Raw genomic sequence first — 25,245 nt, forward strand, 5'->3', positions numbered from 1 at the left:
GAAATGATCCTGCACCTCCAGACGCGCATCGGCGGTGGCCGATGACGACCGCGTCGGTGGCATCCGGCTCGTACGGTGCTCGATCGCGGTTGGCTGTCAACGCGATCGGAGGTGCCGGGTCCAGGACCGCCGCACGATTGGTCTCGATTCCGAGGCAAAGTGCAGCAACGGCAGGGCGTGGCGTCTTGTTGGCAGGCTCCGTCTTCCGATACGCGATCACCGACACCCTGACCCTGCGTCTGCCGTGGGGCGAGACCATCGTCCAGGCGTGGACCCTATTGCGCGTGACGGCGTTGCCGGCCATCTTGATGGCGATTCCGTTCGGCGCCATGGTTGCCGTGCAGTTGTCCGGTCTGGTCAATGAAGTGGGTGCAAACTCCTTGGTTGGTTCTGCCACAGGGGTTGCCGTGCTTCGGCAGGGGGCGCCCGTCACGGCCGGCCTGCTGATGGGCGGGGCTGCCGCCGCTGCCATCGCGTCGGACTTCGGAGCACGAGCAATACGCGAGGAACTCGACGCACTCCGGGTACTGGGCATCGACCCGGTTCGCCGGCTCGTCGTACCGCGGTTCCTGGCCCTCCTCCTGATTACCCCAATTCTGGTCGTCATCGTGATCGCCATGGGGGTGGGCGCCGCCTTCGTCATCGCGACAGTGGTCAACGACGTCACCCCGGGCAGCTTCTGGCTGTCATTCGGCTCGTTCGCCAAGATGGTCGACCTCTGGTTCACCATGCTCAAGGGCGTCATCTTTGCCGCGATTGTCGCCGTCATCTCGACCCAGCGCGGCATGGAGGCCAAGGGTGGACCGCGCGGTGTGGCGGACGCCGTGAACGCCTCGGTGGTGCTCAACGTCATCCTGATCGTGGCCGTCAACCTGGGGATCACACAGTTGCAGGCCATGTTCTTCCCGATGGCGGTGGCCTAGTGGTAGCCGTGGGAAAACATCAATCCGCTGTGCCGGCATCAGTATTCAGCACCCGTCTCCTGTCCTCCCGTCGGCTGCGTGCACCGTTTCGAGAGATGGGACAGTGGGCAACGTTCGTCTGGCAGACCCTGTGGTTGCTGCCCATCACGGTGCGGAAGTACCGAGACGAGACGCTCCGTGTGATGAACAATCTGGCCTGGGGTAGGGGATCGATCATCGTCGACGGCGGTGTCATCAGCGTGCTGATAATCCTGGGCGTCACGGTCGGCGGAATCGTCGCGATCGAAGCCTTCGCCACCCTCGATCTCATCGGCCTCGGCGCGTTGACCGGCATCATCGGTGGGTGGGGCAACGTTCGTGAAATGGCGCCGTTGGTGGCGGGCGTCGCCTTCGCCTCGCAGGCGGGCTGCCGAATGACCGCCGAGATCGGCTCCATGCGAATCGCCGAGGAGATTGACGCCACTGAGGCGATGGGCCTGCGGTCAATACCCTTCGTCGTCGGTACCCGGGTGATCGGCGGGCTGCTCTGTGTCGTCCCGGGATTCCTGATCACGCTCGTTGTCAGCTTCTACACCGCGGTCACTATCATCACCAAGCTCTACGGGCAGCCGGCTGGCACCTACCACCACTACTTCGTCCAGTTTCTGACAATTCCCGATATCGGCGCGGCGCTGCTCAAGGCGATGATCTACTGCACCGCGGTCACCATAATCCATTGCTATTACGGATTTTTCGCCTCTGGTGGACCGGTCGGCGTCGGTGAGGCCTCGGGGCGAGCAATCCGGGCCAGCCTCGTGACCATCATGGTGCTGGACCTGGCCACGACGATCGCGCTCTGGGGGCTGCGACCCGAGTTCATCTTCACCGGTTAGGGGCGGCATTGCTATTCCGAATGACGGCCCACGACGAAGACCGAAGACTGACCCTCATCGGGGTGCTTGTCGCGCTGGCGATGGTAGTGGCGGTCGTTCTGATCGCCACCAACCCATTCGCCAAGGATCCGGCCGACCGGATTCGTATCGTGCTCGACGTGCCCTACGTGGGCCAGGGTGTGGCCGCCGGCACGCCGCTGATCATGCACGGCGTCGAGGTCGGAGAGATCACCGGCGTATCGGTAATGCCCGGGGGCAACGTCGAACTGGGCGCCAGCGTCCAAATCGCGCCGATCGCCGACGTCACCGATACGCTCAGCGTTGACTTCCGTCCCGCGAACTACTTCGGGGTCACCGGTATCAACCTGATACCCGGAAGCGGCGGGTCACCTCTGACCGACGGGGCGCAAATCAACGTCACGCCGGTCGGAAACTTCACCCTGCCCACCATGCTGTCGCAGCTGGGGGAGATCACCGACGGGGTCATCACGCCCCAGCTGGTCAACGTCATCAACCGGGCAACCAGGTACACCGACGGACTCAACCCGTTGTTCGAGACGATGCTGATCGGGGCCAAGACGCTGGCGCGGGTTCAGACCGTCAGCACCGAACAACTCCTGCAGAACGCAACCGGAATCAGCGTCGCTTTCCCATCTTTCGTCGACGGTGCAACGGTTGCCGGCGACGCCTACAACACCGAATTCGTCACCTGGAACGTGTCGGGCAAGGATGCACTGCCCGGACAGGCCTACGTGGCCGAACCCGGGATGGAGATCACCGACGAGATCTGGCAGAGCCGCGCACGGGCGACTCTGGACGTGATGTCGGGGTCCTTCTTCGGTGCGCTGGGCAGGGTGCTCTCCTCCCACAGCGGTGACCTACTTCCTGCCGTCAATCTGGTTCAGACGATCACGGACGTGATTCCCGGGTTGGTGACGCCCGTCGGTGTCTCCGACATGCTGGTGGAACTGCGAACCCGGCTGCAAAACCTCTACGGTGGGACGCCGGAACAGCGTGCATTGCAGGTTCACCTCGTTCTCGACAAGGTTCCCGGTGTCCAGGCCCCAGTCAATGCGATGGGGGGACCGTGATCTCACCCCGTTCCGCGCTGTGGCGCTTCTTGTTGGTCGCGGCACTCACCTCACTGGTGTTCGTCTTGACCGTCAATGTTCTGCGACAACCCGTCGACGCCGAGACACGCTCATATAAAGCGAAATTCACCGACATTTCCGGACTCCATGCCGACGCCGACGTCCGAATCCGTGGGCTGCGGGTCGGAAAGGTTGGGTCGGTGCACCTGGTACATTCCGGGGGGCAGAGCGTTGCAGAGGTGAATCTGACCCTGGACAAGCGCTACGCGATCGTGCCGAACACGCGTCTTGCCATCAAGTATCAGGCGCTCACCGGTCTGCGTTATGTCGACGTGGCCAACGCTGTGGAGGAACCAGAACCCGGCGACTCTCTGGTGACCGACATCCCGTTGACGATGACGCGGCCGTCTTTCGATATCACTCGGCTGTTCAACGGTTTGCAGCCGGTGCTCGCCACTCTCAGCCCGGATGACATCGATATTTTCACCGCAAACGTGGCCTCCTTCCTGCAGGGTGACGGCAGTGGACTCGGCCCGATGCTGGACAGCATCCGAACCTTCACCGAGTTCGTTTCCGATCGCCAACGGGTGGTGGCAACCCTTATGCAAAACCTCACCGGGATCGCGAACACCCTCGGCGGCCATTCCCGCGACCTCGTTCAGATCCTGGACTGGTTGAACCGACCGCTCGACGCCGCACTGTCAGTGATCGACGAGTTTCGCAAGTCCGAGCTCTATGGTCCGTCCTTCACCTCAGCCGCGGTGCGCCTGCTGGAGAGTGCCGGATTCGTCCCGGGTAAGGCAGATATGGACGATGGGATCGACCGCGCCATAACGGTATTCGATGACTACAGCGATGCATTCAAGCGTGTGCCGGTGATCTGGGACAACATCGATTCGGCAACACCCCCCGGTACTCCATTGCCGTGCTCTCGCGGGCGGGCGCAGCTGCCCGAGACGATGGATGTATTGCTGAACGGACAGCGAGTGATCCTGTGCAATCGATGAGCAAGTTCAAGAACCCGACGTTCTGGGGAGTGAGCGCGCTGGTTTTGCTGGCGGTTTTTGCGGTGACGGCCGCTGGGATCTACGTCAATCCGCCAGGCCGCAATGCTGTGGAGTTCTACACCGACGATGTTGCCTCGATCAGAGTCGGCGACGACGTCCGGATCGCCGGAATCACCGTAGGCAAGATCAAGGGCGTATCGATGGAACAGGATCAGGTGAAGGTCCGGGCGTTGGTCGACGGTGACGCCTTCGTCGGCGACCAATCGCAGGTCGAGGTGCGCATGCTCACCATCGTCGGCGGCTACTACGTGAATCTGATCTCGCTTGGTGACCACCCCTTGGGTCGAAAAGCCATTCCGCGGGAGCGCACGACGATGCCGTACAGCCTGATGCGTGCGCTGGCCGACTCTACGAAGGTCACCGAGGGAGTGAACCCGAAGCCGATACGCGAGTCTTTGGATGAGCTGGAGGCCGGCCTGACCGGCACGAACGTGGAGGCATTGTCGACGTTCATCGATGCCGGCAATACGCTCACGGCGACGATCGACAGTCAGCGTGGCCAGATCTCACAGATCCTGGACCTGTCCGACGAGTACATCGAGACGTTGAAAAACTACGGGGGCAAGCTGACCGAGCTGGTCAACAAGCTGTCCATCCTCGAACAAACGCTGGTGATCTACGGCAAGGGATTCGCGGGTGCGATGAAGGGAATGGGAGACATCGCCGATGCATTTCTGGCGCCGTACGGAAAGTTCTGGGTAAATCACCGCGAGGACTTCATCCTCAAAGTACGCGAGTGGCAGGACCGGGTGCGTCGCTGGGCAGACAACAACAGCCGAATCGTCCCCAGGCTTCGCCGGATCCGCGACAAGATCGAGCGGGTCTTGGATGCCCAGAATGCGCGCCCGGAACTGTTGGCCACCGACCTGTGCATCCCGCTTCCCGGGAGTCCGTGCTGATGTTTGGATTCAAGAAGTTCCCGGGTCGCCGCGTCGTGACGACGACGCTGATCGCAGCCTGCTCCGCCGCCGGCGTCTCCTCTGGTTGCTCGAGTCCACCCGCCGAGAACACCAGCTTCTGCGCCCTGCTGCCCGACACCGTCGGTCTGTACGTCGGTAACCCGGTGACCCAGATGGGTTACCCGATCGGAACGATCACCTCGATCGATGCGGGCTCGGCCAACGTCCGGGTGGACTTCACCGTCACGGCCGACCGAACGCTCCCGGCTGACGTCAAGGCTGTCGTCCGCTCGCCATCGATTCTGGCGGACCGGTCGATGGAGTTGGTCGGCAACTATGCCAGTGGTCCTCAACTGGATTCAGCTACCTGTATTCCGCTGGATCACTCCTACTCGCCGAAGACCCTGTCAGAGGTCATCGGCTCGGCGGACAAGATGCTGAATGCGATCAACTCGAGCGGTTCGAGAAATATTGCCGGAACCGTCAAAGGTCTGGACGAACTGACCCACAACAACGGGGCGGGAGCGCGGAACCTCCTCACTGTCGCATCTTCGCTCCTCGACAGCCCGGACCAATCCATCAGCAACCTCGGATCGATCGTCGAGAACCTGGCCGAGCTGACCCAGGTGCTGGTTGATACTCGCGGGCCGGTGAAGGAGATTCTGCAGGATCTGCCGTCGACGACTGTCGATCTGGGCGTCGCACTGGATGGCACGGCCCGTCTCGCAGGTGTCCCTTCGGCGACCACCGGCGTGGAGTCGGAGTACGGGACCCTTGCGCCGTTGCTGGAGTCGGTGGCGGTCCTGGAGACCCGACTGGGAGACGAGACGCAGATCACCCTGGATTCGGTGAGCGCGGCGCTGAGAAAGGTCACACCGCACTCGAATGAGTTGGCCGGCTTGTTCAACGGCATCCCGTGGTGGATCAATTCGATCGCAAATGACTACAACAACCGGCAGTTCAACATGTTCAACATCGCCTATCGCCCGCCGATGTTCCGGGTGCGAGCTCCCAACGGACTGGCGTTGTGCGGATTCATGAACGCCTCGATGCCGGGGAGCTGTGCCGATGTACACGGTCAGCCGTACGCGGTTGACGTTGCGCTCTTGCAGTACGTGCTTCAGCAAGCGAGTCGGCGATGACCCGCCGCGGCGTTGCGACGCTCATCGCGGCCCTCACCGTGGTCCTCACGGTCTCCTCGTGCGCCTCGCTGACCGTGAATTCGCTTCCGCAGCCCGGCGGCGGCCGAGGTGGCTATTCCATCGTCGTCGAGTTCGAGAATGTGCTCAATCTCCCCGACCGCGCCAAGGTCGTCCAGGGCGGCACCACAGTGGGCATGGTCACTTCGGTTCAGTTGAAAGATAACCACATTGATGTCCGGGCTCAGATCGACCCCACGGTGGTCGTACTGTCGAATAGTCGCGCAACGTTGCAGCAGTCCACGGTCCTCGGAGACATCTATGTTGCTCTGGAACGCCCATCGCCGGACGACCGTTCTGCCCCAGCATTGTTGCCCGACGGGCGAATTCCGCTGAGCCAAACGAGCTCGCCGCCGCAGTTGGAGGACACGATCGCCAACCTGGCAAACTTCGTCGGCAGCGGTTCGGTCCAACGTGTGCAGAACAGCATCATTGGAATCAACCGGATCACACCGTCCGACCGCGAAGAATTCCGCAGCATGGTGGGCCGGGTGGCGGCCGACCTCGCAGATGTTTCGAACAGTATTGACACCGTCAATCTGTGGTTACAGGGCGTTTCGGGTACTGCCGACACGATGCACCGCTACCTGCCGGTCTACGGCCGCTGGTTCAGCCCCGCCGGACTGCTGGGGTTCGACAGGGCCAGCCAAGTCGGTGGATACATCGGGACCGTTGTGCCCTCGATCGGCAGCATCTACAGCGGTGGCTATTGGCTGGTGCCCATGCTGAACTCACTGGCCGGCGCGGTCGGCGCGGTACAACAGACCAAGTGGAGCTTCGAAGATGAGGCCGCGGGCTGGCGCAGGCTATTCACCGATTATTACTTCCCGGCCGACAAGTACCCCGCGATCAACATCACCTCGATCAAGGGGCCAGACGGCTCCGAGATGATGAACAACGTTGAGGATGTCCTGCGGATTCTGGGGGCAATACCATGAAGATGACGAAGTATCTCCTGTCGTTCGGGGCGTTTGCGCTGATGATCGCGGTGGCGATCACCTACATCGGATCATTCGGACTACGGACCGCCCCTCCTGATCATCGGATAAACCTGTCGATGGAGGTCCCCGAGATCAAGGGCCTGGTGGTCGGGTCCAGCGTGCTGCTTCGTGGCGCCGTGATCGGCCGGGTCACCAGGATATCGGCGGCGCGCAACGATGCGACGGTCGATTTCTATATCGACGGTGGCAGAGAGATCCCGGTCGACAGTGAAATCCGGCTGGAGAATCTGTCGGCGCTGGGTGAGGCCTTCATCGGCTTCAAACCCCGGACCGCTCAGGAACCGTACTTCATCGACGGTCAACACATCGCAACGGAGGCGGTGGTCGTTCCCCCGTCGATCTCCGAACTGGCCACCAGCGTCGTCCGTTTCCTCGACCAGATGGATCCTGGCCAGCTCAAGCGGATCCTGGACGAGGCGGACGAGGCGCTCCCGGATCCCGATGATGTACTGCCGAATCTGTCGCGGGCGAGTTCGCTCACGCGAAATATGGTGACCGGCTTGGACGGTAAGGGTGCTGCAGTACTGGAAAACTTCCAGACGCTGCTGCAGAACGCCGGATGGGTCGGACCTCAACTGGCGGCTAGTACCGAACCGATACGGACGGCGGGGCTCAACATTTCGCGGGTCTGGCACGGAATGATGTTCACCGTTGCCTGGAACAACCCGGAGAACATGCAGTTGTTCCAGAAATTCCTCGATCGCGTTCAGCACTTCCTAGACGACCGAGGCGGCGACCTCAAGGTGATTTCTGGTGCCCTCCTCCCGCAGTTCAGCGGAATCGGCGGTGCGCTCATGAACTTCGATACAGCCCAGATCCTGTCTAACGCACTGTCGGGGACTCCGGAGGAGGGGGCGATCACACTTCACGTCGCGATCCCTGATCGCTAGATCGACACCATCTCGCACGACATCCGAAAAGGAAAAGCCATGTCAACCATCGCCACTAGCGCCGAGGATACGGTGACCGCGCTCGAGCCGCATCCAGACGAAGACGAGGCCGACTCGGCAGTAGCGGAGGAAAGCCCTACCGAGGAGCCCGAATCCGCGAGCAAAGAGGCCCCCCGTTTGGCAGCCGATTCGGCGAGGACGACTCGACAACTCTCGATCTCGCTCCGCGGCTTGGCCGTCGGCGCAGTGATACTGCTGGTTGCCGTTGCCGCGGGAGTGCTGGGATGGCTGTACGTCGATGCCAAGGGGCAACTGAACGCGCAAGCGCAGGAGGCGAGTAACCGCGAACGGGCCGAAAGCCTGGCGATGGACTACGCGGTCAATGCCGCAGAAATGGACTATCAAGACTTTGCGGGTTGGAAGGTCAAACTCGTCAAGGGCACATCACCGGAGCTGAAGGAGAAGCTGACCAAGGCGGCCAATTCGATGGAGCAGGTACTTGCCCCGCTCCAGTGGAGGTCAACGGCCCGTCCGCTGGCAGCGAGGGTGCGCTCCAGCGCAGGAGGGGTCTACACCGTGGATTCCTTTGTCAGCGTGCTGACCAAGACCGTGCAGGCACCTGAAGGGTTGCAGTCCACCGCCACCTACAGCATCAGCATCGACAGCCGGAACGATTGGCAAATCACCGATGTCGGCGGAGTCGATGCTGCTTTGGGCAGGTGACGACGGTGTCCGCAGGCCTCGTTGGTTTTCGCCGGATACGGCTGCTGCCGGCCCTGTTGAGCGCCGTCTTGATGGCGAACTCCACAGCCGCCGCTGACCCGGGAGACGGTCCCACCGCCCAGTTCGAGCAGCCACAGCCGCTGCCAGTGGTCACCCCGGTGGCCGACACCTGGCAACCGATCTTCCCGTTCCCGTTTGACCTGACTCGCAACGAGGTCACCGATGCAGAGATCAACGCCGAGCGTGAGATGTGTCAGTGGTATGACGCGCAGTACGACATTGTGCGTCGCCAGATAGCCGGATTGAACAACTTGGTCATCCGCAACAACGGCAACTTCGATGCTCCGGGCGTTCCCGAGCATGTGGCGATCGTCGTCGGGAACATCGATCAGTCAGTGGGCTTTCTCGCCCCGCGCGTACAGACCCTGACCCAGAGCCAAAACCACGCCGGGGACCTCTATTTCCCGCTGTATCAGGGCGAAAGTTTCTATGGGTTGTGGCAGCAGATGTCCAACGTCACCAACGGGCTCAACGCGCGCCAGCCGAACTGGTTCACCGGCCCTTCCTACCAACGAATGCTGCACTGGGGCAGCAAGATCAACCGGTCGCATGTCTGCCGGGTGTGATCGACCGCGGGTGATTGCGGCGAACCCGTTCAGCCGATCACGCCGCGAGATGGGAGCCGCGAGCCGTCTGGCTCCGTCAGGAGATGGAAGAGTGTTAGCCGGAGCGCGGCGAACGGTAGCCGCATGGACCGCATTTCTCGCGCTGTCGGTGGGAGGCTCAATTCCGATGGCCTGGGCTGCGCCGGCCATCGGAATTGAGCAGGCGGTGGTCGAGGCGAGAGGGAATCCCGGCTGCGGGACGCTGCATCACAACGACACCGTGGAGCAGGCCGCAGATATCGTGAATCGTTCCACCTATGACTACCTTAGCCACCGCACGGGGGACGTCCCGGCCGACGAGCGGAACCCCACAGCCATCCTGAAAGACCTCGGTATCACGACGACGCAGGCAATTTCGCTGCAGGGCGCGGCGAAGAGCGAAGCGGATGCCATCAAAGGTGCGTTGCTACAGGGATACAAGGCAATCCCGAACTGCACATACAGCGAGATCGGAACCAGCCGGCTCTACGAAGAGCAGAGCGGGTACGTCCTGGTGGTCATCATTCTGGTGGGTCGATGAGGGCGGGTATGTGTGATCTGAAAGTCCTGGTGGGTGCGGTCTCGGTGGCGTTACCGGCGGCCGCACTACTGACCTACGCACCACCAGCCTTGGCTGACGATCACGTCACCTACGAGGTTGTCTCCGACTATGTGCAGGTCGCAGACATCGAGTACCAGGACGTCGCAGGCCGCCTATGGGCATTCCAGGCCCCGTTGCCGTGGCGAACCGATGCGGCGGTCTCGGCTGTTCGCGATGCACCGCCGACAGGCAGCCAGGTTCGTGCTGACTGGCGATCCGCGGCAGCGCCCGGCCGGTGGCTCACGGTTCGGATCATCTACCAGGGAACGGTGATCTGCCAGAGCACTCTCGATCTGGGCAATGCGACCTGCTACGGCGCAACTCCCCGGATCACCTAGCGCCGGGCGATTGATATTCCATCAACCTTGCGAGATGACCCCAGCACTGGAGGCACAATGACGATCTCACTTCGCGCCGCCGCCTTGGCACTTGGATATGTCGCACTTCTGGCAGTGACGTCACCAGTAGTGCACGCGGATCCGGTGGGGGACTCGGGCGCTGGGGACTCATCGCCGAATCCGTTTCCCGACATTCGCTACTACGAGAAGGCTGACCCTGACCGCTTCGTCCAGCCCGGCGGCGTCTGGTTCGTCGCACCGACCGGACAGGATTGCGGCATTTGGGGATTGGGCAGCTTCGGCTGTGCCGGAACGATCCCCGGGGCGCCGTCCGGAACCGAGCACATCGGCTGGATCGATGGAGATCGGGCGGTCCACTATGACTGGACGATGGCGGTGCGCTTCCCCGGGACGCAGGCCCAACTGCCACTGGAACCACGGAGCAAGATCAGCCATCAAGGGACCACCTGCGCAGTAACGCCTGACGGTCGAACGTATTGCGAGCGTGGCCCGCTGCGGTTCATCATCGAGCCCACCAAGACGTGGTTGTCGGCACCGTGGACGGATTTGAGTTGGGTGGAGCTCGGTCCCGCGTCCTGCAGCCCACCAGGGGGAGGCCCCTGCTATAGCTGACCAGGGATCAGGACAATGCTCGCATCACAGACGGCGTACATCGATTACTAGTGGAAGGTAAGCAAGGAGATGAGCAGTGCTATCGACACGGCCGGCAGATGGCTGGAAGTGCTGGCCACCGGCGCGGTTGCAGAGTGGGACGGACTGGTAGATCCGGACTTCAGTATGCATGTTCCGTTCATGCCAGGAGAGTCGCCGGAGCCGACCGTGGGACTGGAACCCAATCGTGCACGGGTGGCTGCACTTTGGGCTGCATGGGAGCAGTTCGAGTTCACCGATACCGAGATCCATGCCGCCGCCGATGACCCGGAACTGATCTTCGTCACGAGCCGCTCGGTTGCGAAAACCGTGTGGGGCGCACCCTACGAAAACCGCTACATGATCCGACTCCGGGTACACGATGGGATCGTACGGGAGCACCTCGAGTTCATGAATCCAGCACCAGTGCTTGCGGCCTTCGAGGGCCACCTCTAAACAGACGGGATTTGGACAATGACGCAGAACAATACGGTTGCGCTGGTCACCGGTGGTGCGAGCGGGATCGGGGCGGCGACCGGCCGTCTGTTGGCAGAAGCAGGCAACACCGTGTACCTGGCCGACCTCAACGAGGCAGGAGCCAAGGCCACCGCCGCCGATATTGGCGCGCAGGTAGAAGGCATCCACCTGGATATCTCGGATGAGAACTCCTGGGCCGAGGTTGTTGCTCAGGTAACGGCGCAGTCGGGTCCGATTTCGGTCTTGGTGAATAACGCCGGGATCTTCACCCCGGGCGGCCTGGAATTGATTGAGCGCGAAGCGTTCCAACGCACCTTCGATGTCAATGTGACGGGTGTGTTCCTTGGAATGAAAGCGGTTGTAGCGACGATGAAGTCGGCCGACGGTGGTTCGATCGTCAACGTTTCGTCATCGGCGGGTCTGGTCGGCGTCAAGGATGCGATTGCCTACTCGGCGTCCAAGTGGGCTGTGCGCGGCTTGACGCGAGGCGCTGCGCTGGATCTGGCCCCGTATTCGATCCGGGTCAACTCCGTACATCCCGGACTGACCGAGACGCCGATCTTCACCGGATTTCCACGCGAGGCACTCGATGCGATGACGTCGGCCCTGCCGATGCCGCGGCTGGGCAGGCCGGACGAAGTGGCGGCGGTGATCGCCTTCCTTGCCTCCGATCGGGCAAGCTTCTGCACGGGGGCGGAGTACACGGTCGACGGAGGCTACGCCTGCCCATAAGGCGGGTATGGGCGGGGTCCGGCGCTTTCCGCCGGGTCCCGCCCAATCAACTTCCGTCAGGGGTGGTGAGCTATCCACCCGTTGGTGCCCACTCCGGCGGGCGTTCAAGCAAATCGGTCAAGGTCTGGGCCGTGCGCGCGGCCGGGGCTGGACGTACCGGGGATCAGCCGATCAGATCTGCGGCCGAGTAGCCCGATTCGAGGCGCTGCTTCATGGCGGTCAGGAACTTGGCAGCGTCAGCCCCGTCGACGATCCGGTGATCGTAGGACACGGACAGGTAGGCCATCGGACGAACTTCGATCCGAAGTGGGCTTTCGGGGGCGCGGACGGGAACGACTCGCTCGACCACCGCTCCGGTCCCCAGGATGGCGGTCTGCGGCTGGTTGATGATCGGTGTGTCGAACAGTGCGCCACGACTGCCGGTGTTGGTGATCGTGAAGGTGCCACCGTTGAGTTCCTCTACGGTGATGGCCGCGTTGCGCACCCGGGCCGCAGCGGCTGCGATTGATTGAGCCAATTGCGCGATGCCGAGATTGCCGGCGTTGCGGATGACGGGAACCATCAACCCCTTGGGTCCTTCGACCGCGATCCCCAGGTGGCAATTGCCGTGGTAGATCACCTCGGTGACGTCTTCGTTCAGCGACGCGTTGAGCATGCGGTGTTCTGGAAGCACGTCCAGAGCGGCCCTCGCGAAAAACGGCAGGAACGACAGCTTGACGCCGGTGTGCGCAAGGAAGTCGTCTTTGTGCTCGCTGCGCAAGCGGGCGATCGCGGACAGATCGACCTCGAGGACGGTCGTCAACTGCGCCGAAATCTGTAGGGACTCCATCATCCGGCGGGCGATCGTTCGCCGGACGGGGGAAAGTTTCTCCGTGCTGTCGGCCTTCGGTGTTGCTGCGGGGGAGGGGGTGGGCTCAATAGTGGTCTCGGATGCCGCCGACAAGTGCGGGGCGTCTTGTCGTGGCGGGAGTACCGCGGCCGGTACCGGTTGCGGCGCCGGAACCTGGGGCTTCGGTGTGGCAACAACAGTATCCGGAGCTGCGCCCTCGCTGCTGGCGACCACTGCCAGCGCGGCGCCGATCTCGACCGTCTCCTCCTCCTGGACGAGAATCTCCGCAAGGACCCCGGCGTGCGTCGACGCGATCTCCGTGTCGACCTTGTCAGTGGCAACTTCGAGTAGCGGCTCATCTACTTCGATGGCGTCGCCGGGGGCCTTGAGCCACCGGGTAACCGTGACCTGATCAACTCCTTCGCCCAGTTGGGGGAGGTAAACCGTTGACTCGGGGGGCAAGACGGAGGTATCCATCGGTGTGTATGTCCGTTCGGTTGCGGTGCTGAAGCTAATCGGTGATGTCGAGGGCAGCTCGTAGGATGCTGTCGGTATCGATGCAGTGGTAGCGGTAGACGTCCTCGATTGCGCCCGCCTGACCGAAACCGGATACCCCCAAGGCGGTCAACCGGACCTGCTGGATGTTGGCCAGGAATGCCAACGTGTGTGGGTGGCCATCCAGGACGGTGACCATGGGGTGCGCGCGGTCGGCCGGGAAGAGTTGATCGAGGATCCAAGTGTCGGCAGACCGTCGGCCTTGACGGGCCTGCCAGGCCTGGAACAGCAACCCGGGACTGGTGATGCAGATGACGTCGCTGGGGATTCCGGATTGTTCGAGCCGTTCGGCGGCGTCCAGCGCCTCGGGAATCAGTGCGCCCATGGCAGCGATGGTGACTTTCGCTCCCTCAGCGCGGCGTAGCGGGTATCCGCCCGCGACGACCTGACGACGACGACGTTCCCGGGCAGCGGGGTCCTCGGGTACCCGCGCCAGCGCCTGGTCGACGGGACGAGTGGACAGTCGGAAGTAGGCGGACGATCCGTCGGGCCGGCCGAGTCGGGCGATGCTTGCCAGCATGGCCCATTCGACGTCGAGCGCGAAAGCCGGTTCGTAGCTGATGCAACCAGGTTGTTCCAGCCCGATCGACGGCGTCTTGATGGACTGATGCGCACCGCCCTCCGCCGCAAGGCTCACCCCCGACGGGGTGCCGATGAGGATGGACTGACCGCCGGCATAGATCCCGAAGGACCATGGCTCCAGGGCGCGTTCGACAAACGGGTCGTAGAGCACCCCGATCGGGAACAGTGGTTCCCCCCAACGGCTCCAGGTTGCGCCCAGCTCTCCGATGAGTCCCACCAGATTGGTCTCGGCGATGCCGAGTTCCATGTGCTGGCCGGTGGGCCGCTCGTTCCAGTGCATGAGGGTCTGGGCGTCGTCGGCGAACCAGTTGCGACGCTCGCTTGCCGACCATACGCCCACCTTGTTCACCCATCCGGCCAGGTTGGTGGTCGAACTGACATCGGGGCTGACCGTGACGATGCGTTTGGCGGCGTCAGGGGCTTCCCGGGTGAGATCCAACAGCAGGCGTCCAAGGGCCGCTTGGGTGGTCGACGTCCCTTTCGGTGTGCGTCCGATATCGGTGGGAACGGTCGGAACGGCTGCGGGGGGTGCCGGTGTCCGGTTCAGCTTCACGGCGGTCTCCGCGCACAGCCGGCCCGGCAGGCTGTCCGTGCTGAAACGGGCCCAAGGGTCGTCGACGTCCATACCCAAACGGGAGGCCAAGGTCGCGTACTCCTCATGGCTGAGCAGCGCTGAATGGTTCTGCGGATGCCCCTCGGTGGGAAGGCCGTAGCCCTTGATGGTGTAGGCCAGGATCACCGTGGGCCGGGTGTCGTCAATTCGGCGGTACGCCTCTGTGAGTGCGGCGAGATCGTGACCGCCGAGGTTGCGTATCGCGGAGGTCAGGGTGAGGTCGTCGAGTGTCGCCACCAACCTCGTAATCTCGGCGCCTCGTGGTCCCTCGCCCGGGAGGCGGCGCCGCAGCTCGTCGGCATCGCATCGCAGCAGCCGCTGATATTCGGCGTTCTCCATCTCGATGATGCGGTTTCGCAACGCATCTCCGCCCTCAAGGACGAACAGAGACTCTAGGAGCCGGCCGAAGCTCACCGTGATCACCTGCCAGCCGGCGGCTTCGAACATCGCCTCCAGCCGGCGGGCCGCGATGTTGGGCACCACGCGGTCGAGTGACTGCCGGTTGAGATCGACGATCCAGACCACTTCACCGAGTTCGGTGATACCGGGGTCGAGGATCGCCTCCCACACTGCGCCTTCGTCGAGCTCGGCGTCACCGACTAGCGAGTACTGTCGACCGCGTCCACCCGACCCAAGTTGAGTGTTGACGTAGCGGCGGGCCATCGCACCCCAGATCGGTGCGGTGGCACCGATACCGACCGATCCCGTCGAGTAGTCCGCCGGGTCGGGATCCTTTGTTCTGCTGGGGTAGGACTGGAGACCGCCGAACTCGCGCAGCGTGGTCATGTACTGCTGGTCCAGTTGGCCGAGCAAGTAGTTGATGCTGTGCAGTACCGGAGAGGCGTGGGGCTTCACCGATACCCGGTCGCCGGATTGCAACTGCTGAAACCACAGCGAGGTCATGATCGCGACCATCGAGGCGCTGGAGGCTTGATGACCACCCACCTTCAGACCCGAGGGGTTCGGTCGTACCCGGTTTGCGTGATGGACCATCGAGGTGGACAGCCAGAGCACGCGTTCGGCGATCCGGTCGAGCGTATCGATATCGCCAGTCGCCGGTTGGACGTCGACGGAAGCGGGGGAGTTCATGGTGGCCTACTCGGGGTTGAATGCGCAGATAGATCACCGAGTCCATCAACAATTGAGTAAACGTGCAATAAGCGAGGTAAAGTCTGCGCAGATTGCGCAAATATTGCGTGTTGGTGAGGATGGGAGGTGGGCATAATGCCCAGCCCGGATCGGCTCGTCGATGACGTCGATGCACGTATCCTAGACGCACTCGTCAAGAATCCCCGGGCGACCGTGGTGGCCTTGGCGGAAGCTACAGGATTGGCCCGCAACACGATTCATGCTCGGCTGGCAAGGCTGGAATCAGCCGGCGCGCTCCGGTCGATGGAGCGGCGTATTGACCCGGCTGCGCTCGGATATCCGTTGACGGCCTTCATCATGGTGACCGTCATGCAACGCAAGCTGGACGCCATCGGCGTTGCGCTCGGGGATATCCCCGAGGTCCTGGAGGTCCACGGACTCAGTGGCGTCACCGATCTGATGGTGCATATCGCGGCCCGCGACGCCGGTGACCTGTACCGAGTCGCCGGTCAGATCCTGGATATCGACGGGGTCGAGAAAACGACGACGGGCTTGGTCATGCGGCGTCTGGTCGACTACCGCGTCGCTCCATTGTTGACAGCGTGCAAGTAGATCCCGCTGTGGGGCAGCGCCGCTGCGTTCACGCGCCGGCGTCGCCCGTGGCCATCTTCAGTGACGTCAGCACGAACCTCGATATCATGGTGCGTTCGTCATCTGCGGGAATGTTGCGACGCAATATTATTGACGCATAGACCGTATGGAGCCAGTCGGCGAGTTCGCGGTTGGACAGGTCGGTGCGCCACACTTGGTGTTTCCGGCCGGCGTCCAGCCATGGCTGCCAGAAACGGATGGCTCGATCGACCAACTCTGGTTCCCAGAGTGCCTCGTGCAGGGTGACGGGGCTCCCGTCCCCCAATAGCGCGCTGAGCTCGGCGTCGTTACGGAGCGTTTCGATGATCTGTACCGACAGGTCCACGAATGAGTCGTTGAAGGATGTTGACGGTGCGTCGGTGGCGGCCGCATCGGCGATTTCGCCGATCCGCTCGATCGCTGCCGCGAGGACCAGTTCACGGCGATCGAAAAAGACCTTGTAGACCAGTTGGCGCGAACAGTCGGCACTTTCGGCGACGTCACTCATGGTGACACCACGAACGCCGCGCGCACGAAACAGCTCTCGTGCGCCGGACAGGATCTGCTGGCGAACCGCGGCGCGTGGATGTTGTTTCACCACGGTCGCAGCCTATCGCGAGGCGCGCAGATCCCCGTTGACATTCGGTCAATCATAGGACCAGAATGGCTTATCTGAATACAAATCGACCAGTTTGTCACCTGAGGAGGTGTCGTGACGACGGCTCGTATGCCCAAATCGTCGCCCGCAGCAGAGCGCGACCCGGCGGAACTTCCACCCTTGGGGCGTCAGGGGCCGGCGACCTTCCTGGCGCTGGTGGGAATCTGTTGGACTGTCTTCGCCGCTATCGTCCTCGTTCGATGGGTCACCTCGGGTGAGGACTTCACGCCGGTTCCACGGCTCGGACCCGATGTCATGCCGGACTGGCGCCTGATTGCGTTGCGGATATTCGAGGCGATCAGCCTTGCCGTGCTTGCAGCCTTCGTGTGGTACTGCGTGGTGAGACCGCTGCGGACCACTGGAAAGATCGGTCTCGACGGCAAATTCGTGATCGGTGGCCTGGTGTGCTTCGTCGTTGACGGATTTCTCAACGTGCAGGAGTATCTGTTCGCCTGGAACAGCGCGAATGTCAATCGAGGGGTCTGGGTGCGGTTCCTTCCGTTCCACAACCCGGACGCGCCGACGCGCTACGCGGAGTCGCTGATCTGGGGGCCACCGATGTATGTCTACTTTGCCGCCGGTGTCGCCATCGTGGCGTGCCACGAAGCGAATCGGGTTCGGCGGAGGTGGCCCGACATCAGCAAGTTTCAGCTGCTAGTGGCGATCTTTGTCTTCGAGTTCCTGTTCGACTTTGTGGTGGAAAACATCGCCATTAGAACGACGCATGCCTACGCATACGCGAAAACCTATGAACCGCTGACGTTGTGGGCCGGCGAAGTCCACCAGTTCCCCCTGTATGAATCGTTCCTCGTCGCCTGCGTCGGTTGCATGTTCACCTGGGCTCGAATGGAAGCGCAGGAACGTCCGCTCGGACAGTCGCCCATCGAGGTTGGCGCGGAGCGCTGGCGGTCGTCGTTGGCCCCGCACGTCCGCAATTTTGCAGTGATCGGCTTCTGCATCCTGACACTGGCGTTGCTCTACCACTTGCCATTCAACTGGTTGGGCGTCATAGGGACTTCCTATGCCGATCTGCCCAGCTACCTGATGCCCAGCCCCTGACCAGGGTGCTGTGCGAGCGAACTTTGTCGGAACGAACAGAAGGCGTGGCTCCATGGGTTCTTCCGATCCGAAGGTGGTGCTGGCGGTGTTGCGCTCGTCGATCGGTGTCGGTGGCTGGCTAGCTCCGATCAAGGCGGGTAGGGCATTCGGGATCGATGCGTCCCGGGACGTCGGGGCAGTGCTGTATCTGCGGATGGGTGCATCACGTGATTTCGCGCTTGCGGCCGCGCCATTCCTGGCGAACGAGCGCCTGCGCCGGAGGGCTCTGGAGATCGTTGCCGCCTGCGACGTGGGCGACATCATCGCCGCCGCCATTGCCTACCGCCGAGGAAAGATTCCCGGTTGGGGCGGTGGGGCTTCTATCGTCGCGTCGTTGAGTTGTCTGGCATTGAGTCTCCAGGCCCGCACGGAGGTTGACGGGTAGCGCCAGCGTCATTCAGCCCGGCAGCCACTTGGAAGTGGGCGACGAGTTCGTCTGGCCGAACAAGTTCCTCGCCGCCAATGAACCGGTTGGCTAGCCCTGCTCCAGGCGGGCCGCGGCGAACGACGTGGCGAACGTCAGCACCTGATTGGCCAGCAGCTCAAGCTGATTGCTGACGGTGGCATCCGTGAGCGCTCCGCTCTCGTCCCAGATCGGGTCGGCGGAGTTGATCGCCACGCCCAGCGGGGTGGGCCAGGCGCGCAGCGAATGGCCGATGACCCGCAGTTGGCCCAGGGTGCCGACGGCGGCCTGCCAGCCGTAGGCGCAGGTAATCACCCCCCACGGGGTGTTGTCCAGGTAGACGCGTGGGTCGCTGCGCAGGTCCTCGATGTAGTCCAGGGCGTTCTTCACCAGACCGGAGATCGCGCCGTGGTAGCCCGGGGAGGCGACGACGACGGCGTCCGCCTCGCGCAGCGAGGCCACCAGTTCGGCGGCCTTGGGGGTGCGCTCGAGGTTGTGCGGGGCGTACATCGGCAGGTCCAGCTCCGGTCCGCCGTACATCTTGGTGCGCCCGCCGAGGCGTTCCACGGCGTCCAGGCAGTGCTTGAGCGCACGTTCGGTCGAGGAGTCGGCACGCAACGTGCCGCCGATACCGACGACCAGGGGAGCCGAGGAAATGTTCGTCACGTTGATGGACTCCAGATAGGTGTGATGACTCAGGTGGAGCGGTCACCGCTGTGAGTGCGGATACGCAGACGATTGGTTCTGCGTATCCGCACTCATCGCAGTCAGCCTCCGGCGAGGATCGGGCTCACTTCCCAGGCGGGCGGCCGCTTCGGGTATTCGAAATCGACCTGCCAACGATCGGGATGTTTGGCCTCCGGGGTGGCCGCGAACGACAAGTGGGTGTGCAGGATCTTCCATTCGCCGTCGATCTTCTCGACGACATCGGTTTGCCGCATCTTCCACACGAACTGCGAACCGTCATCGAGTGTTCCCTCGTAGGTTTGGTTCATGTAGACAAATCCGACGCCGTTTTTCGCGAAGATCCGCATGTTGATCAGGCCGAGGTCGCCGACGAACTGAGGGCTGATGTAGTTGAACCACTTCAGCACGTCTTCGCCGAAGTACTGTCCGGGCGAGAGGATGTCGATGAAGCTCACGTCGGGATGATCGCTGTAGTGCCTGAGCGGAGCGTCGTAGGTCTTGAGCCACTCGTTGTTGTAGATGTGCTCTACGGTCTTCTCCATCGCGGCGATTTCCGCAACGTCTCGTGGATCGCTGTCGAACAGAGCGATCGGCTCATCGAAATCTGGCTGCAGGTTTGGATGGGGCATGTTCTTCCTTTCAACGGGGTGGGTTGCTGCGTTTTCTAACGGTGCAAGACGGCGCCTAGCGCGTCGATGAGCGTTTCGGCGGATTCGTTCGAAAGGGCTGCGCTTCGCCAGGCGACAATGTTGTCGGGCCGGACCAGGATGGCCCCGTCGGAGTGAATCCCGCTGAGCGGTCCCCACATTCCGTCGACGTCTTGATAGTCCTGCCCGATGGACGCGGTGGAGATCTCGATCCCGAACGCCTTCGCTGCCGCTTCCGCCGCAGGCTTCCAGCCTTGGCCGTCAGGACCTGCGATCAGGACGAACCGACCGTCGTTGCCAACCAGGTCGTGGGTAGAAATGCGGCTTCCGTCGTGCTCCAGCCAGGCATGCGGAAGCCGGTGTCCGGGCCGTGTCGTCGGATGGTAGACCGACCCCATCGGATCGACGGGCGGTGCTTCGGAGCCGTCCGGCACAAATGCGCCACTGGGATAGGCGATGCCCAGTTCCAGGTCGTGGGCCTGGAACTCGGTGCGCTGCGTGCTGACCACCTCGGCGAATCGCGCGCGCCGTGACGCGCCCATCGGCGTATCGGAGAAGAAGATCTCGAAGACGGCGCGATGCATCTCTGGCGGTACCGGGACCGGGAGAAGTCCGATGCCGGCGTCGACTACGAAATGGTTCTGCATGGTGAACAGCGCCCAGTCAACGATGCGCATCCCGGCTGGTTGTCGTTCGGCGCCGTAGCTCTCCAGCAGGGCTGGTCCACTCTGCCCCTTGAGGACGGCGGCGAGTTTCCATGCCAGATTCTGGGCGTCCTGGACACAGGTGTTCATCCCCAGACCAGTTGTTGGCGGGTGCCGGTGCACGGAGTCGCCGACCAGGAAAACCCGGCCCTGAGAGTATTTGTCGGCGACCGAACCCTGTACGGACCAGTGGCTTACCCGGAGGATCTCGATCGGAATGTCGCCGACGCCGAGGAGCTCACGGATCTTGGCCAAGATCGCTTGCTCGTCGAGATTCGAGTCGTCGGTCGGCAGGAACGCAAAATGGAAGGCCCATTCTTCGGAGTGTTTGCCCCAGGTTGGGCCCATCTGCACCATGTTCCCTCCGGAGGGGTATGACCCCGCTTCAGGATTGATGAAATGGGCGATCAGGACGTCGTCCTCCCACCACTGGGAGAAGTCGGCCTTGAGATGGGCCGTGACGATGTCCAGCAAGTCGTGGGCGCCAACCATGCTGGCACCGATCAACTGGCCGATGGTCTTGCCGCCGTCCGCCCCGACGAGATAGTCAGCGGTCACGGTGAAGGTGTCGCCTGTCGCGCGGTTCAGGATCGTCGCGGTGACCGCGTCTTCGTCTTGCGTCATCGCGGTCAGTTCGTGGTTGAACAGGACACAGCCTGGTGCGCGCTCCTCGGCATGTGCGCGCATGATGGGTTCGAGCCGCAACTGCGGATAGTTGGTCGATGGGCATGGGCTGTCCTGTTCGTACTGCTCGGTGAGGCGTCCGCCGCCGAAACAGTCCATCTTGTGGAAGCGCTTGCGCTGTAGCGGCCCATCGCCGGCAAGGGTGGTCTGCCAGATCACGGACGCCATGTTCGGCACCGGCGCCCCCACCCTGTAGACGTCTTCGGCCAGGCCGAACTGTCGGAACAGCTCCATCGCCCGTTGGTTCAGGTAGTGGGCCTTGGGAAGGATCGAAGTACTTTCGTGCCGCTCGACGAGAATATGTTTGATCTCGTAGTGCGACAGCATGATCGACGTCATCAGGCCCGACGCGCCTCCGCCGACGATCAGGACAGGGACCGTGGTGTCTGACATGGTTGCTTACCTTTCTGCAAGACCGTGGATGGTGCGAAGCGCGTTGCCAGCTCTTCGAAGATGTCCAGCGCGCGGGGATTGCGGACGGCGCCGTCGGACACGGCGGTGTCACGGGGGGCGCCCATGAGCAGGCGTTTGACTGGAACTTCAAGCTTCTTGCCGGTGAGGTTGTAGGGGACTTCAGGGACCTGGAGGATCTCGTCCGGCTTGTGTCGTGGTGACAGGCGCTGGCGGAGTCGAGCACCGATGCGGTCGCGGGTCTCGTAGTCGAGGGTGCTCTGGTCGCTTAGTTGCACGAACAAGAGCAGGGAACCCAGTCCGCCTGCAGGATCATCGACGTGGACCACGAGGCTATCGGTGATTTCGGGTAGATCCTCGAGTGCGGAATAGAATTCGCTGGTTCCGAGCCGGACGCCGCCCCGGTTGAGGGTGCCGTCGGATCGGCCGCTGATGACGCAGCCGCCGGTTCGGCTGAAGGTGATCCAATCGCCGTGCCGCCATTGGCCCGGGTAGTGGTCGAAGTAGGCGCTTCGGTACTTCTGTCCGTCCGGGTCGTTCCAGAAGCACACCGGCATGGAGGGCATTGGAGCCGAGATGACAAGTTCGCCGACTTCATCGACGACCGGGTTGCCGGAGGGGTCCAGAGCGTGGGCAAATACCCCTAGTGCCGGCGCGGTGATTTCGCCTGCGCGCACTGGCAGCAACGGTGTTCCGCCGACGAAGGAGGTGCAGACGTCGGTGCCTCCGCTGCTTGACTGCAGGTAGATGTCGGGACCGACGGTCTCGTAGACCCACCGGAATCCGGATGCGGGCAGGGGGGACCCGGTAGATGTCATTGCCCGTAGCTTGGTCAGATCGAATTTTTCGGCCGGTCGTAGTCCGGCCTTTCGACATCCCATGAGAAAGGCAGCGCCGGCGCCGAACACCGTGACACCGCGCTGTTCGACGATCTGCCACAGCAAGTCTGGTGTGGGGAAGGACGGGTCACCGTCGAACAGCACGATGGATGCACCGAGCAACAGTGCAGACACTTGGATGTTCCACATCACCCAGGTCGTGGTGCAGTAAACGAAGTAAGTGTCATCGGGGCCGATATCGGAATGCAGCCCGAGAGATTTCTGCAGTTCGAGGGTGATCCCGCCGTGGCCGTGCACGATGGCCTTCGGAAGTCCCGTGGTACCGGAGGAGAACAGCACCCACAGCGGGTGATCGAAGGCGACCCGGAGATAGGCCGGCTGCGCAGGTTCTGCGACGAGTTCGTCCCACCCGGTCACATCCGGAAGAGCCAGCCCTAGGTAGGGAATCTGTATGGTGACGTCTGCCGTTGATAGCGCGCAACGAATGGCCGAGACTTCTTCGGTGCGCTCGATCATCTTGTCGCCGTAGCGATAGCCGTCCACGGTGATGAACACCTTCGGCTCGAGCTGCTTCAGACGGTCGATGACGCTGTCGACACCCAGCTCGGGTGCGCAAACCGCCCAGATGGCGCCGATGCTGGTGGCGGCGAGCATTGCGACCAACGTTTCGGGGATGTTGGGCAGATAGCCGACGACTCGGTCGCCCGGCTGGACTCCGAGTCTTCGTAGTCCGGCTGCAGCGCGCGCCACCTGGTCGCGGAGTTGTCCACGGGTCAGGGTGATGGGATCTCGGGTCTGGGAGATGGCGGTCAGAACCAGTTGCTCGGCGTCCCCGCGGAGCATGTTTTCGGCGTAATTGAGCCGTACGTCGGGAAACCACTGTGCGCCGGGCATCGATTCGTCGACGAGGACCCGCGTGGGATCACCGTCAGAGATGATGTCGAAGTAGTCCCAGACGGCTCGCCAGAACGCGGAACGTTCGGCAATCGACCATTGCCACAGTCCGGGGTACCCGGCGGAGTCGAGTGCGCCGCGCGCCACTATCTGCCTGGCAAATTGGGCCATTCGGCTGTCCGTGAGCATGCGGGACGGAGGCTCCCAGAGCACCTCGGCCTCGGACTCCAGTGGCGGCACAGTGCTCATCTGGGAGCCTCGGCGGCGATCATTCGGTGCCGCATGGTGCCGATTCCTTCGACCGTCGTCTGCAGCTCATCGCCGGGCGCCAGATAGCGCGGGGGGTTGAGGGCAAAGCCGATCCCGGAGGGAGTGCCGGTGAAGATCACGTCGCCGGGCAGCAGGGGAAGGATTTCCGATAGGTAGGAGACCAGTGTTGGCACCGAGAAGATGAGGTCTCCGGTTCGGCCCAACTGCACTTGCTCGTCACCGATGGAACAGCTGACCTCCAGGTCATCGGGGTTACAGAATTCCTCGGGTGTTACCAGTGCGGGGCCCAGTGGGGCGAATCCCGGGTGTGATTTTGCGAGGCTGAACTGCTGGGGGGCGGGCGGTTTCACCTGAAGATCGCGTTCGGAGAGATCCTGGCCGGCGGTCAAGCCCGCGACATGGCCCCACGCCTGCGAACGGGGAACCCTTTCCGCCCTGCGGCCGATCACGGCAACGAGCTCTACCTCCCAGTCCACCGATCCGGGCGGCATCGTGATGTCGGTATACGGTCCGGTGATCGAGGAAACGAACTTGGTGAACACCATCGGGGTGTCGGGAATGTCGACCCCCGTCTCCTCAGCGTGGCTGCGATAGTTCAGTCCAATCGCGAAGATCTGGCGTGGAGTACCCACGGGGGCTTGCAGTTCCGTGGGATCGAACGCGTGGCCTTCGACTTCGCCGAGCTCGTTGGCCCATTCTCGGAACTCCTCCCACCGGTCAAGTACGTCCTGGAACTGCGCGGAGAACCTCCCGTTGCTGGTCTGCTCGACATCGACAGCGAGCCCGTCGCGCTCCAGGGCGACCCTGCCGGCCAGATTGATCAAGCGCATGCTGCCCTCGGCTCCTTGGTTAAACGGTGGTGAGAAGTTCGAACGGATTCACCTGAGCGGTGGTCTTGGCCCAGGCGCGGGTGGTGAGCTCCGGCTCCGGAGTCCCGCTTCGGTAGGCCCTGATCAATTCGTCGACGTCGAAACTGGGCCCGATCGGGTCGGCCGCATACTCGGGACCGTTCATGTAGTCGGTCGCCTGCTCGGGTGTGTCGAAGTTGTCGATCTGAAGCTCGACCATGTTTCCGTCCGGGTCGCGGTAGTAGATAGAGGTGGTCAGACCGTGTTGCACCGGAACACGTGGATGGATGCCGAGGGATTGCAGTTCCAGGTACTTGTCGAGGAGATCGCCCAGGTTGGGGAAGGTGAAAGCCGAATGTGCCATCCCGATCGTTAGCGGTGTGCGTTCGGTGAGTACCCCGGGAGGCAGTCCGAGCAGTGCTACGCGGTGGTGCTCCTCGTCGAATGTCAGGAAGCACATCGAGGCGTTCTCGTAAACGGCATGCGCGCCAAGAACGTTCAGGTACCAATCCCGCATGGTGGGCAGCTGGGTGGTCTGCAATACAAAGTGGGCGAGGCGGGGTCGCACGGTCATCGTTGGCTCCAAGTTGACGGCTGTGGTGTTTGCGGGCGTGGGCAATGGCGTGGAGCACACCACGTGGAAGGGGATTCCTCCGCGGCGGCTGTGGTCGGGCCCCTGTGCTCCCTGGGCGTATG

Annotated in this window: 27 protein-coding genes; 18 read left to right on the plus strand and 9 right to left on the minus strand. The window is 62.7% G+C overall.

Annotated features, from left to right (window positions below; genetic code table 11):
- Positions 1–41 precede the first annotated feature (41 nt).
- The 15 genes from G6N16_RS08395 to G6N16_RS08460 all read left to right on the plus strand — a co-directional run bounded on the left by G6N16_RS08395 (position 42) and on the right by G6N16_RS08460 (position 12,108).
- On the plus strand, positions 42–923 hold the full coding sequence (locus G6N16_RS08395; RefSeq protein WP_083032028.1) for an MlaE family ABC transporter permease: 882 nt from the start codon (positions 42–44) through the stop codon (positions 921–923).
- 95 nt (positions 924–1,018) lie between these two features.
- The gene (locus tag G6N16_RS08400; protein ID WP_083032030.1) at positions 1,019–1,795 is read left to right on the plus strand and encodes an ABC transporter permease; all 777 of its coding nucleotides are present in this window, start codon (positions 1,019–1,021) and stop codon (positions 1,793–1,795) included.
- Positions 1,796–1,815: 20 nt separating this feature from the next.
- Positions 1,816–2,886, plus strand: coding sequence for an MlaD family protein (locus G6N16_RS08405; protein WP_083032031.1), 1,071 nt, complete (start codon positions 1,816–1,818; stop codon positions 2,884–2,886).
- Positions 2,883–3,893 carry an MlaD family protein gene (locus tag G6N16_RS08410; protein WP_083032033.1) on the plus strand — a complete coding sequence of 337 codons (1,011 nt, stop codon included), beginning with the start codon at positions 2,883–2,885 and terminating at the stop codon, positions 3,891–3,893. The genes G6N16_RS08405 and G6N16_RS08410 overlap by 4 nt, the downstream gene beginning before the upstream one ends.
- Positions 3,890–4,852: an MlaD family protein gene (locus G6N16_RS08415; RefSeq protein WP_083032034.1), complete on the plus strand. Its 963-nt coding sequence runs from the start codon at positions 3,890–3,892 to the stop codon at positions 4,850–4,852. Before G6N16_RS08410 ends, G6N16_RS08415 begins: the two co-directional genes overlap by 4 nt.
- Positions 4,822–5,994 carry an MlaD family protein gene (locus G6N16_RS08420; RefSeq protein ID WP_407663685.1) on the plus strand — a complete coding sequence of 391 codons (1,173 nt, stop codon included), beginning with the start codon at positions 4,822–4,824 and terminating at the stop codon, positions 5,992–5,994. The genes G6N16_RS08415 and G6N16_RS08420 overlap by 31 nt, the downstream gene beginning before the upstream one ends.
- Positions 5,991–6,989 (plus strand): MlaD family protein, encoded by a 999-nt coding sequence (locus G6N16_RS08425; protein ID WP_179961190.1) that lies wholly within the window; start codon positions 5,991–5,993, stop codon positions 6,987–6,989. Before G6N16_RS08420 ends, G6N16_RS08425 begins: the two co-directional genes overlap by 4 nt.
- On the plus strand, positions 6,986–7,942 hold the full coding sequence (locus tag G6N16_RS08430; protein ID WP_083032036.1) for an MlaD family protein: 957 nt from the start codon (positions 6,986–6,988) through the stop codon (positions 7,940–7,942). Before G6N16_RS08425 ends, G6N16_RS08430 begins: the two co-directional genes overlap by 4 nt.
- Positions 7,943–7,981: 39 nt before the next feature.
- The gene (locus G6N16_RS08435; protein WP_083032038.1) at positions 7,982–8,665 is read left to right on the plus strand and encodes a hypothetical protein; all 684 of its coding nucleotides are present in this window, start codon (positions 7,982–7,984) and stop codon (positions 8,663–8,665) included.
- Positions 8,666–8,736: 71 nt separating this feature from the next.
- Positions 8,737–9,291, plus strand: a complete 555-nt coding sequence (locus G6N16_RS08440; protein WP_083032057.1) for a hypothetical protein — start codon at positions 8,737–8,739, stop codon at positions 9,289–9,291.
- A gap of 166 nt (positions 9,292–9,457) precedes the next feature.
- A complete protein-coding gene (locus G6N16_RS08445) occupies positions 9,458–9,850 on the plus strand; it encodes a hypothetical protein (protein ID WP_083032039.1) in 393 nt (130 codons plus the stop codon).
- An 8-nt stretch (positions 9,851–9,858) separates the two neighbouring features.
- Positions 9,859–10,248: a hypothetical protein gene (locus tag G6N16_RS08450; RefSeq protein WP_234805919.1), complete on the plus strand. Its 390-nt coding sequence runs from the start codon at positions 9,859–9,861 to the stop codon at positions 10,246–10,248.
- A 57-nt stretch (positions 10,249–10,305) separates the two neighbouring features.
- Entirely contained in the window at positions 10,306–10,881 is a 576-nt protein-coding gene (locus G6N16_RS22035) for a hypothetical protein (RefSeq protein WP_165756837.1), read from the plus strand.
- 69 nt (positions 10,882–10,950) lie between these two features.
- Complete coding sequence (locus G6N16_RS08455) at positions 10,951–11,355, plus strand: nuclear transport factor 2 family protein (protein ID WP_083032042.1); 405 nt, start codon at positions 10,951–10,953, stop codon at positions 11,353–11,355.
- 18 nt (positions 11,356–11,373) lie between these two features.
- Positions 11,374–12,108, plus strand: a complete 735-nt coding sequence (locus tag G6N16_RS08460) for an SDR family NAD(P)-dependent oxidoreductase (RefSeq protein ID WP_083032044.1) — start codon at positions 11,374–11,376, stop codon at positions 12,106–12,108.
- 163 nt (positions 12,109–12,271) lie between these two features.
- Here the strand turns inward: G6N16_RS08460 and G6N16_RS08465 are convergent, their stop codons facing one another.
- Both G6N16_RS08465 and G6N16_RS08470 read right to left on the minus strand, forming a co-directional pair.
- Positions 12,272–13,414 carry a 2-oxo acid dehydrogenase subunit E2 gene (locus G6N16_RS08465; RefSeq protein WP_083032045.1) on the minus strand — a complete coding sequence of 381 codons (1,143 nt, stop codon included), beginning with the start codon at positions 13,412–13,414 and terminating at the stop codon, positions 12,272–12,274.
- Positions 13,415–13,448: 34 nt separating this feature from the next.
- A complete protein-coding gene (locus tag G6N16_RS08470; protein ID WP_083032047.1) occupies positions 13,449–15,776 on the minus strand; it encodes a thiamine pyrophosphate-binding protein in 2,328 nt (775 codons plus the stop codon).
- A gap of 135 nt (positions 15,777–15,911) precedes the next feature.
- Between G6N16_RS08470 and G6N16_RS08475 the strand changes: the two genes are divergently transcribed.
- A complete protein-coding gene (locus G6N16_RS08475; protein WP_083032061.1) occupies positions 15,912–16,388 on the plus strand; it encodes an Lrp/AsnC family transcriptional regulator in 477 nt (158 codons plus the stop codon).
- Positions 16,389–16,416: 28 nt separating this feature from the next.
- Here G6N16_RS08475 and G6N16_RS08480 read toward each other — a convergent pair whose 3' ends face one another.
- Positions 16,417–17,007, minus strand: coding sequence for a TetR/AcrR family transcriptional regulator (locus tag G6N16_RS08480; protein WP_234805920.1), 591 nt, complete (start codon positions 17,005–17,007; stop codon positions 16,417–16,419).
- Positions 17,008–17,118: 111 nt separating this feature from the next.
- Between G6N16_RS08480 and G6N16_RS08485 the strand changes: the two genes are divergently transcribed.
- Together G6N16_RS08485 and G6N16_RS08490 are read left to right on the plus strand one after the other, a co-directional pair.
- Positions 17,119–18,123 (plus strand): spirocyclase AveC family protein, encoded by a 1,005-nt coding sequence (locus tag G6N16_RS08485; RefSeq protein WP_234805921.1) that lies wholly within the window; start codon positions 17,119–17,121, stop codon positions 18,121–18,123.
- A 52-nt stretch (positions 18,124–18,175) separates the two neighbouring features.
- A complete protein-coding gene (locus G6N16_RS08490; RefSeq protein ID WP_133052965.1) occupies positions 18,176–18,547 on the plus strand; it encodes a hypothetical protein in 372 nt (123 codons plus the stop codon).
- 90 nt (positions 18,548–18,637) lie between these two features.
- Here G6N16_RS08490 and G6N16_RS08495 read toward each other — a convergent pair whose 3' ends face one another.
- The 6 genes from G6N16_RS08495 to G6N16_RS08520 all read right to left on the minus strand — a co-directional run bounded on the left by G6N16_RS08495 (position 18,638) and on the right by G6N16_RS08520 (position 25,123).
- Positions 18,638–19,231 carry an NADPH-dependent FMN reductase gene (locus G6N16_RS08495; protein ID WP_163787826.1) on the minus strand — a complete coding sequence of 198 codons (594 nt, stop codon included), beginning with the start codon at positions 19,229–19,231 and terminating at the stop codon, positions 18,638–18,640.
- A 101-nt stretch (positions 19,232–19,332) separates the two neighbouring features.
- On the minus strand, positions 19,333–19,881 hold the full coding sequence (locus tag G6N16_RS08500; protein WP_083032761.1) for a YybH family protein: 549 nt from the start codon (positions 19,879–19,881) through the stop codon (positions 19,333–19,335).
- Between the two features lie 35 nt (positions 19,882–19,916).
- Positions 19,917–21,680: an FAD-dependent monooxygenase gene (locus G6N16_RS08505; protein ID WP_083032762.1), complete on the minus strand. Its 1,764-nt coding sequence runs from the start codon at positions 21,678–21,680 to the stop codon at positions 19,917–19,919.
- Positions 21,653–23,680 (minus strand): acetoacetate--CoA ligase, encoded by a 2,028-nt coding sequence (locus tag G6N16_RS08510; protein WP_083032764.1) that lies wholly within the window; start codon positions 23,678–23,680, stop codon positions 21,653–21,655. Before G6N16_RS08510 ends, G6N16_RS08505 begins: the two co-directional genes overlap by 28 nt.
- Positions 23,677–24,531 (minus strand): fumarylacetoacetate hydrolase family protein, encoded by an 855-nt coding sequence (locus tag G6N16_RS08515; RefSeq protein WP_083032765.1) that lies wholly within the window; start codon positions 24,529–24,531, stop codon positions 23,677–23,679. The genes G6N16_RS08510 and G6N16_RS08515 overlap by 4 nt, the downstream gene beginning before the upstream one ends.
- A gap of 19 nt (positions 24,532–24,550) precedes the next feature.
- A complete protein-coding gene (locus G6N16_RS08520) occupies positions 24,551–25,123 on the minus strand; it encodes a VOC family protein (RefSeq protein ID WP_083032767.1) in 573 nt (190 codons plus the stop codon).
- Positions 25,124–25,245: the final 122 nt, after the last annotated feature.

Origin of the sequence: Mycolicibacterium insubricum, from assembly GCF_010731615.1 — a bacterium.
Taxonomy (GTDB): Bacteria; Actinomycetota; Actinomycetes; order Mycobacteriales; family Mycobacteriaceae; genus Mycobacterium; species Mycobacterium insubricum.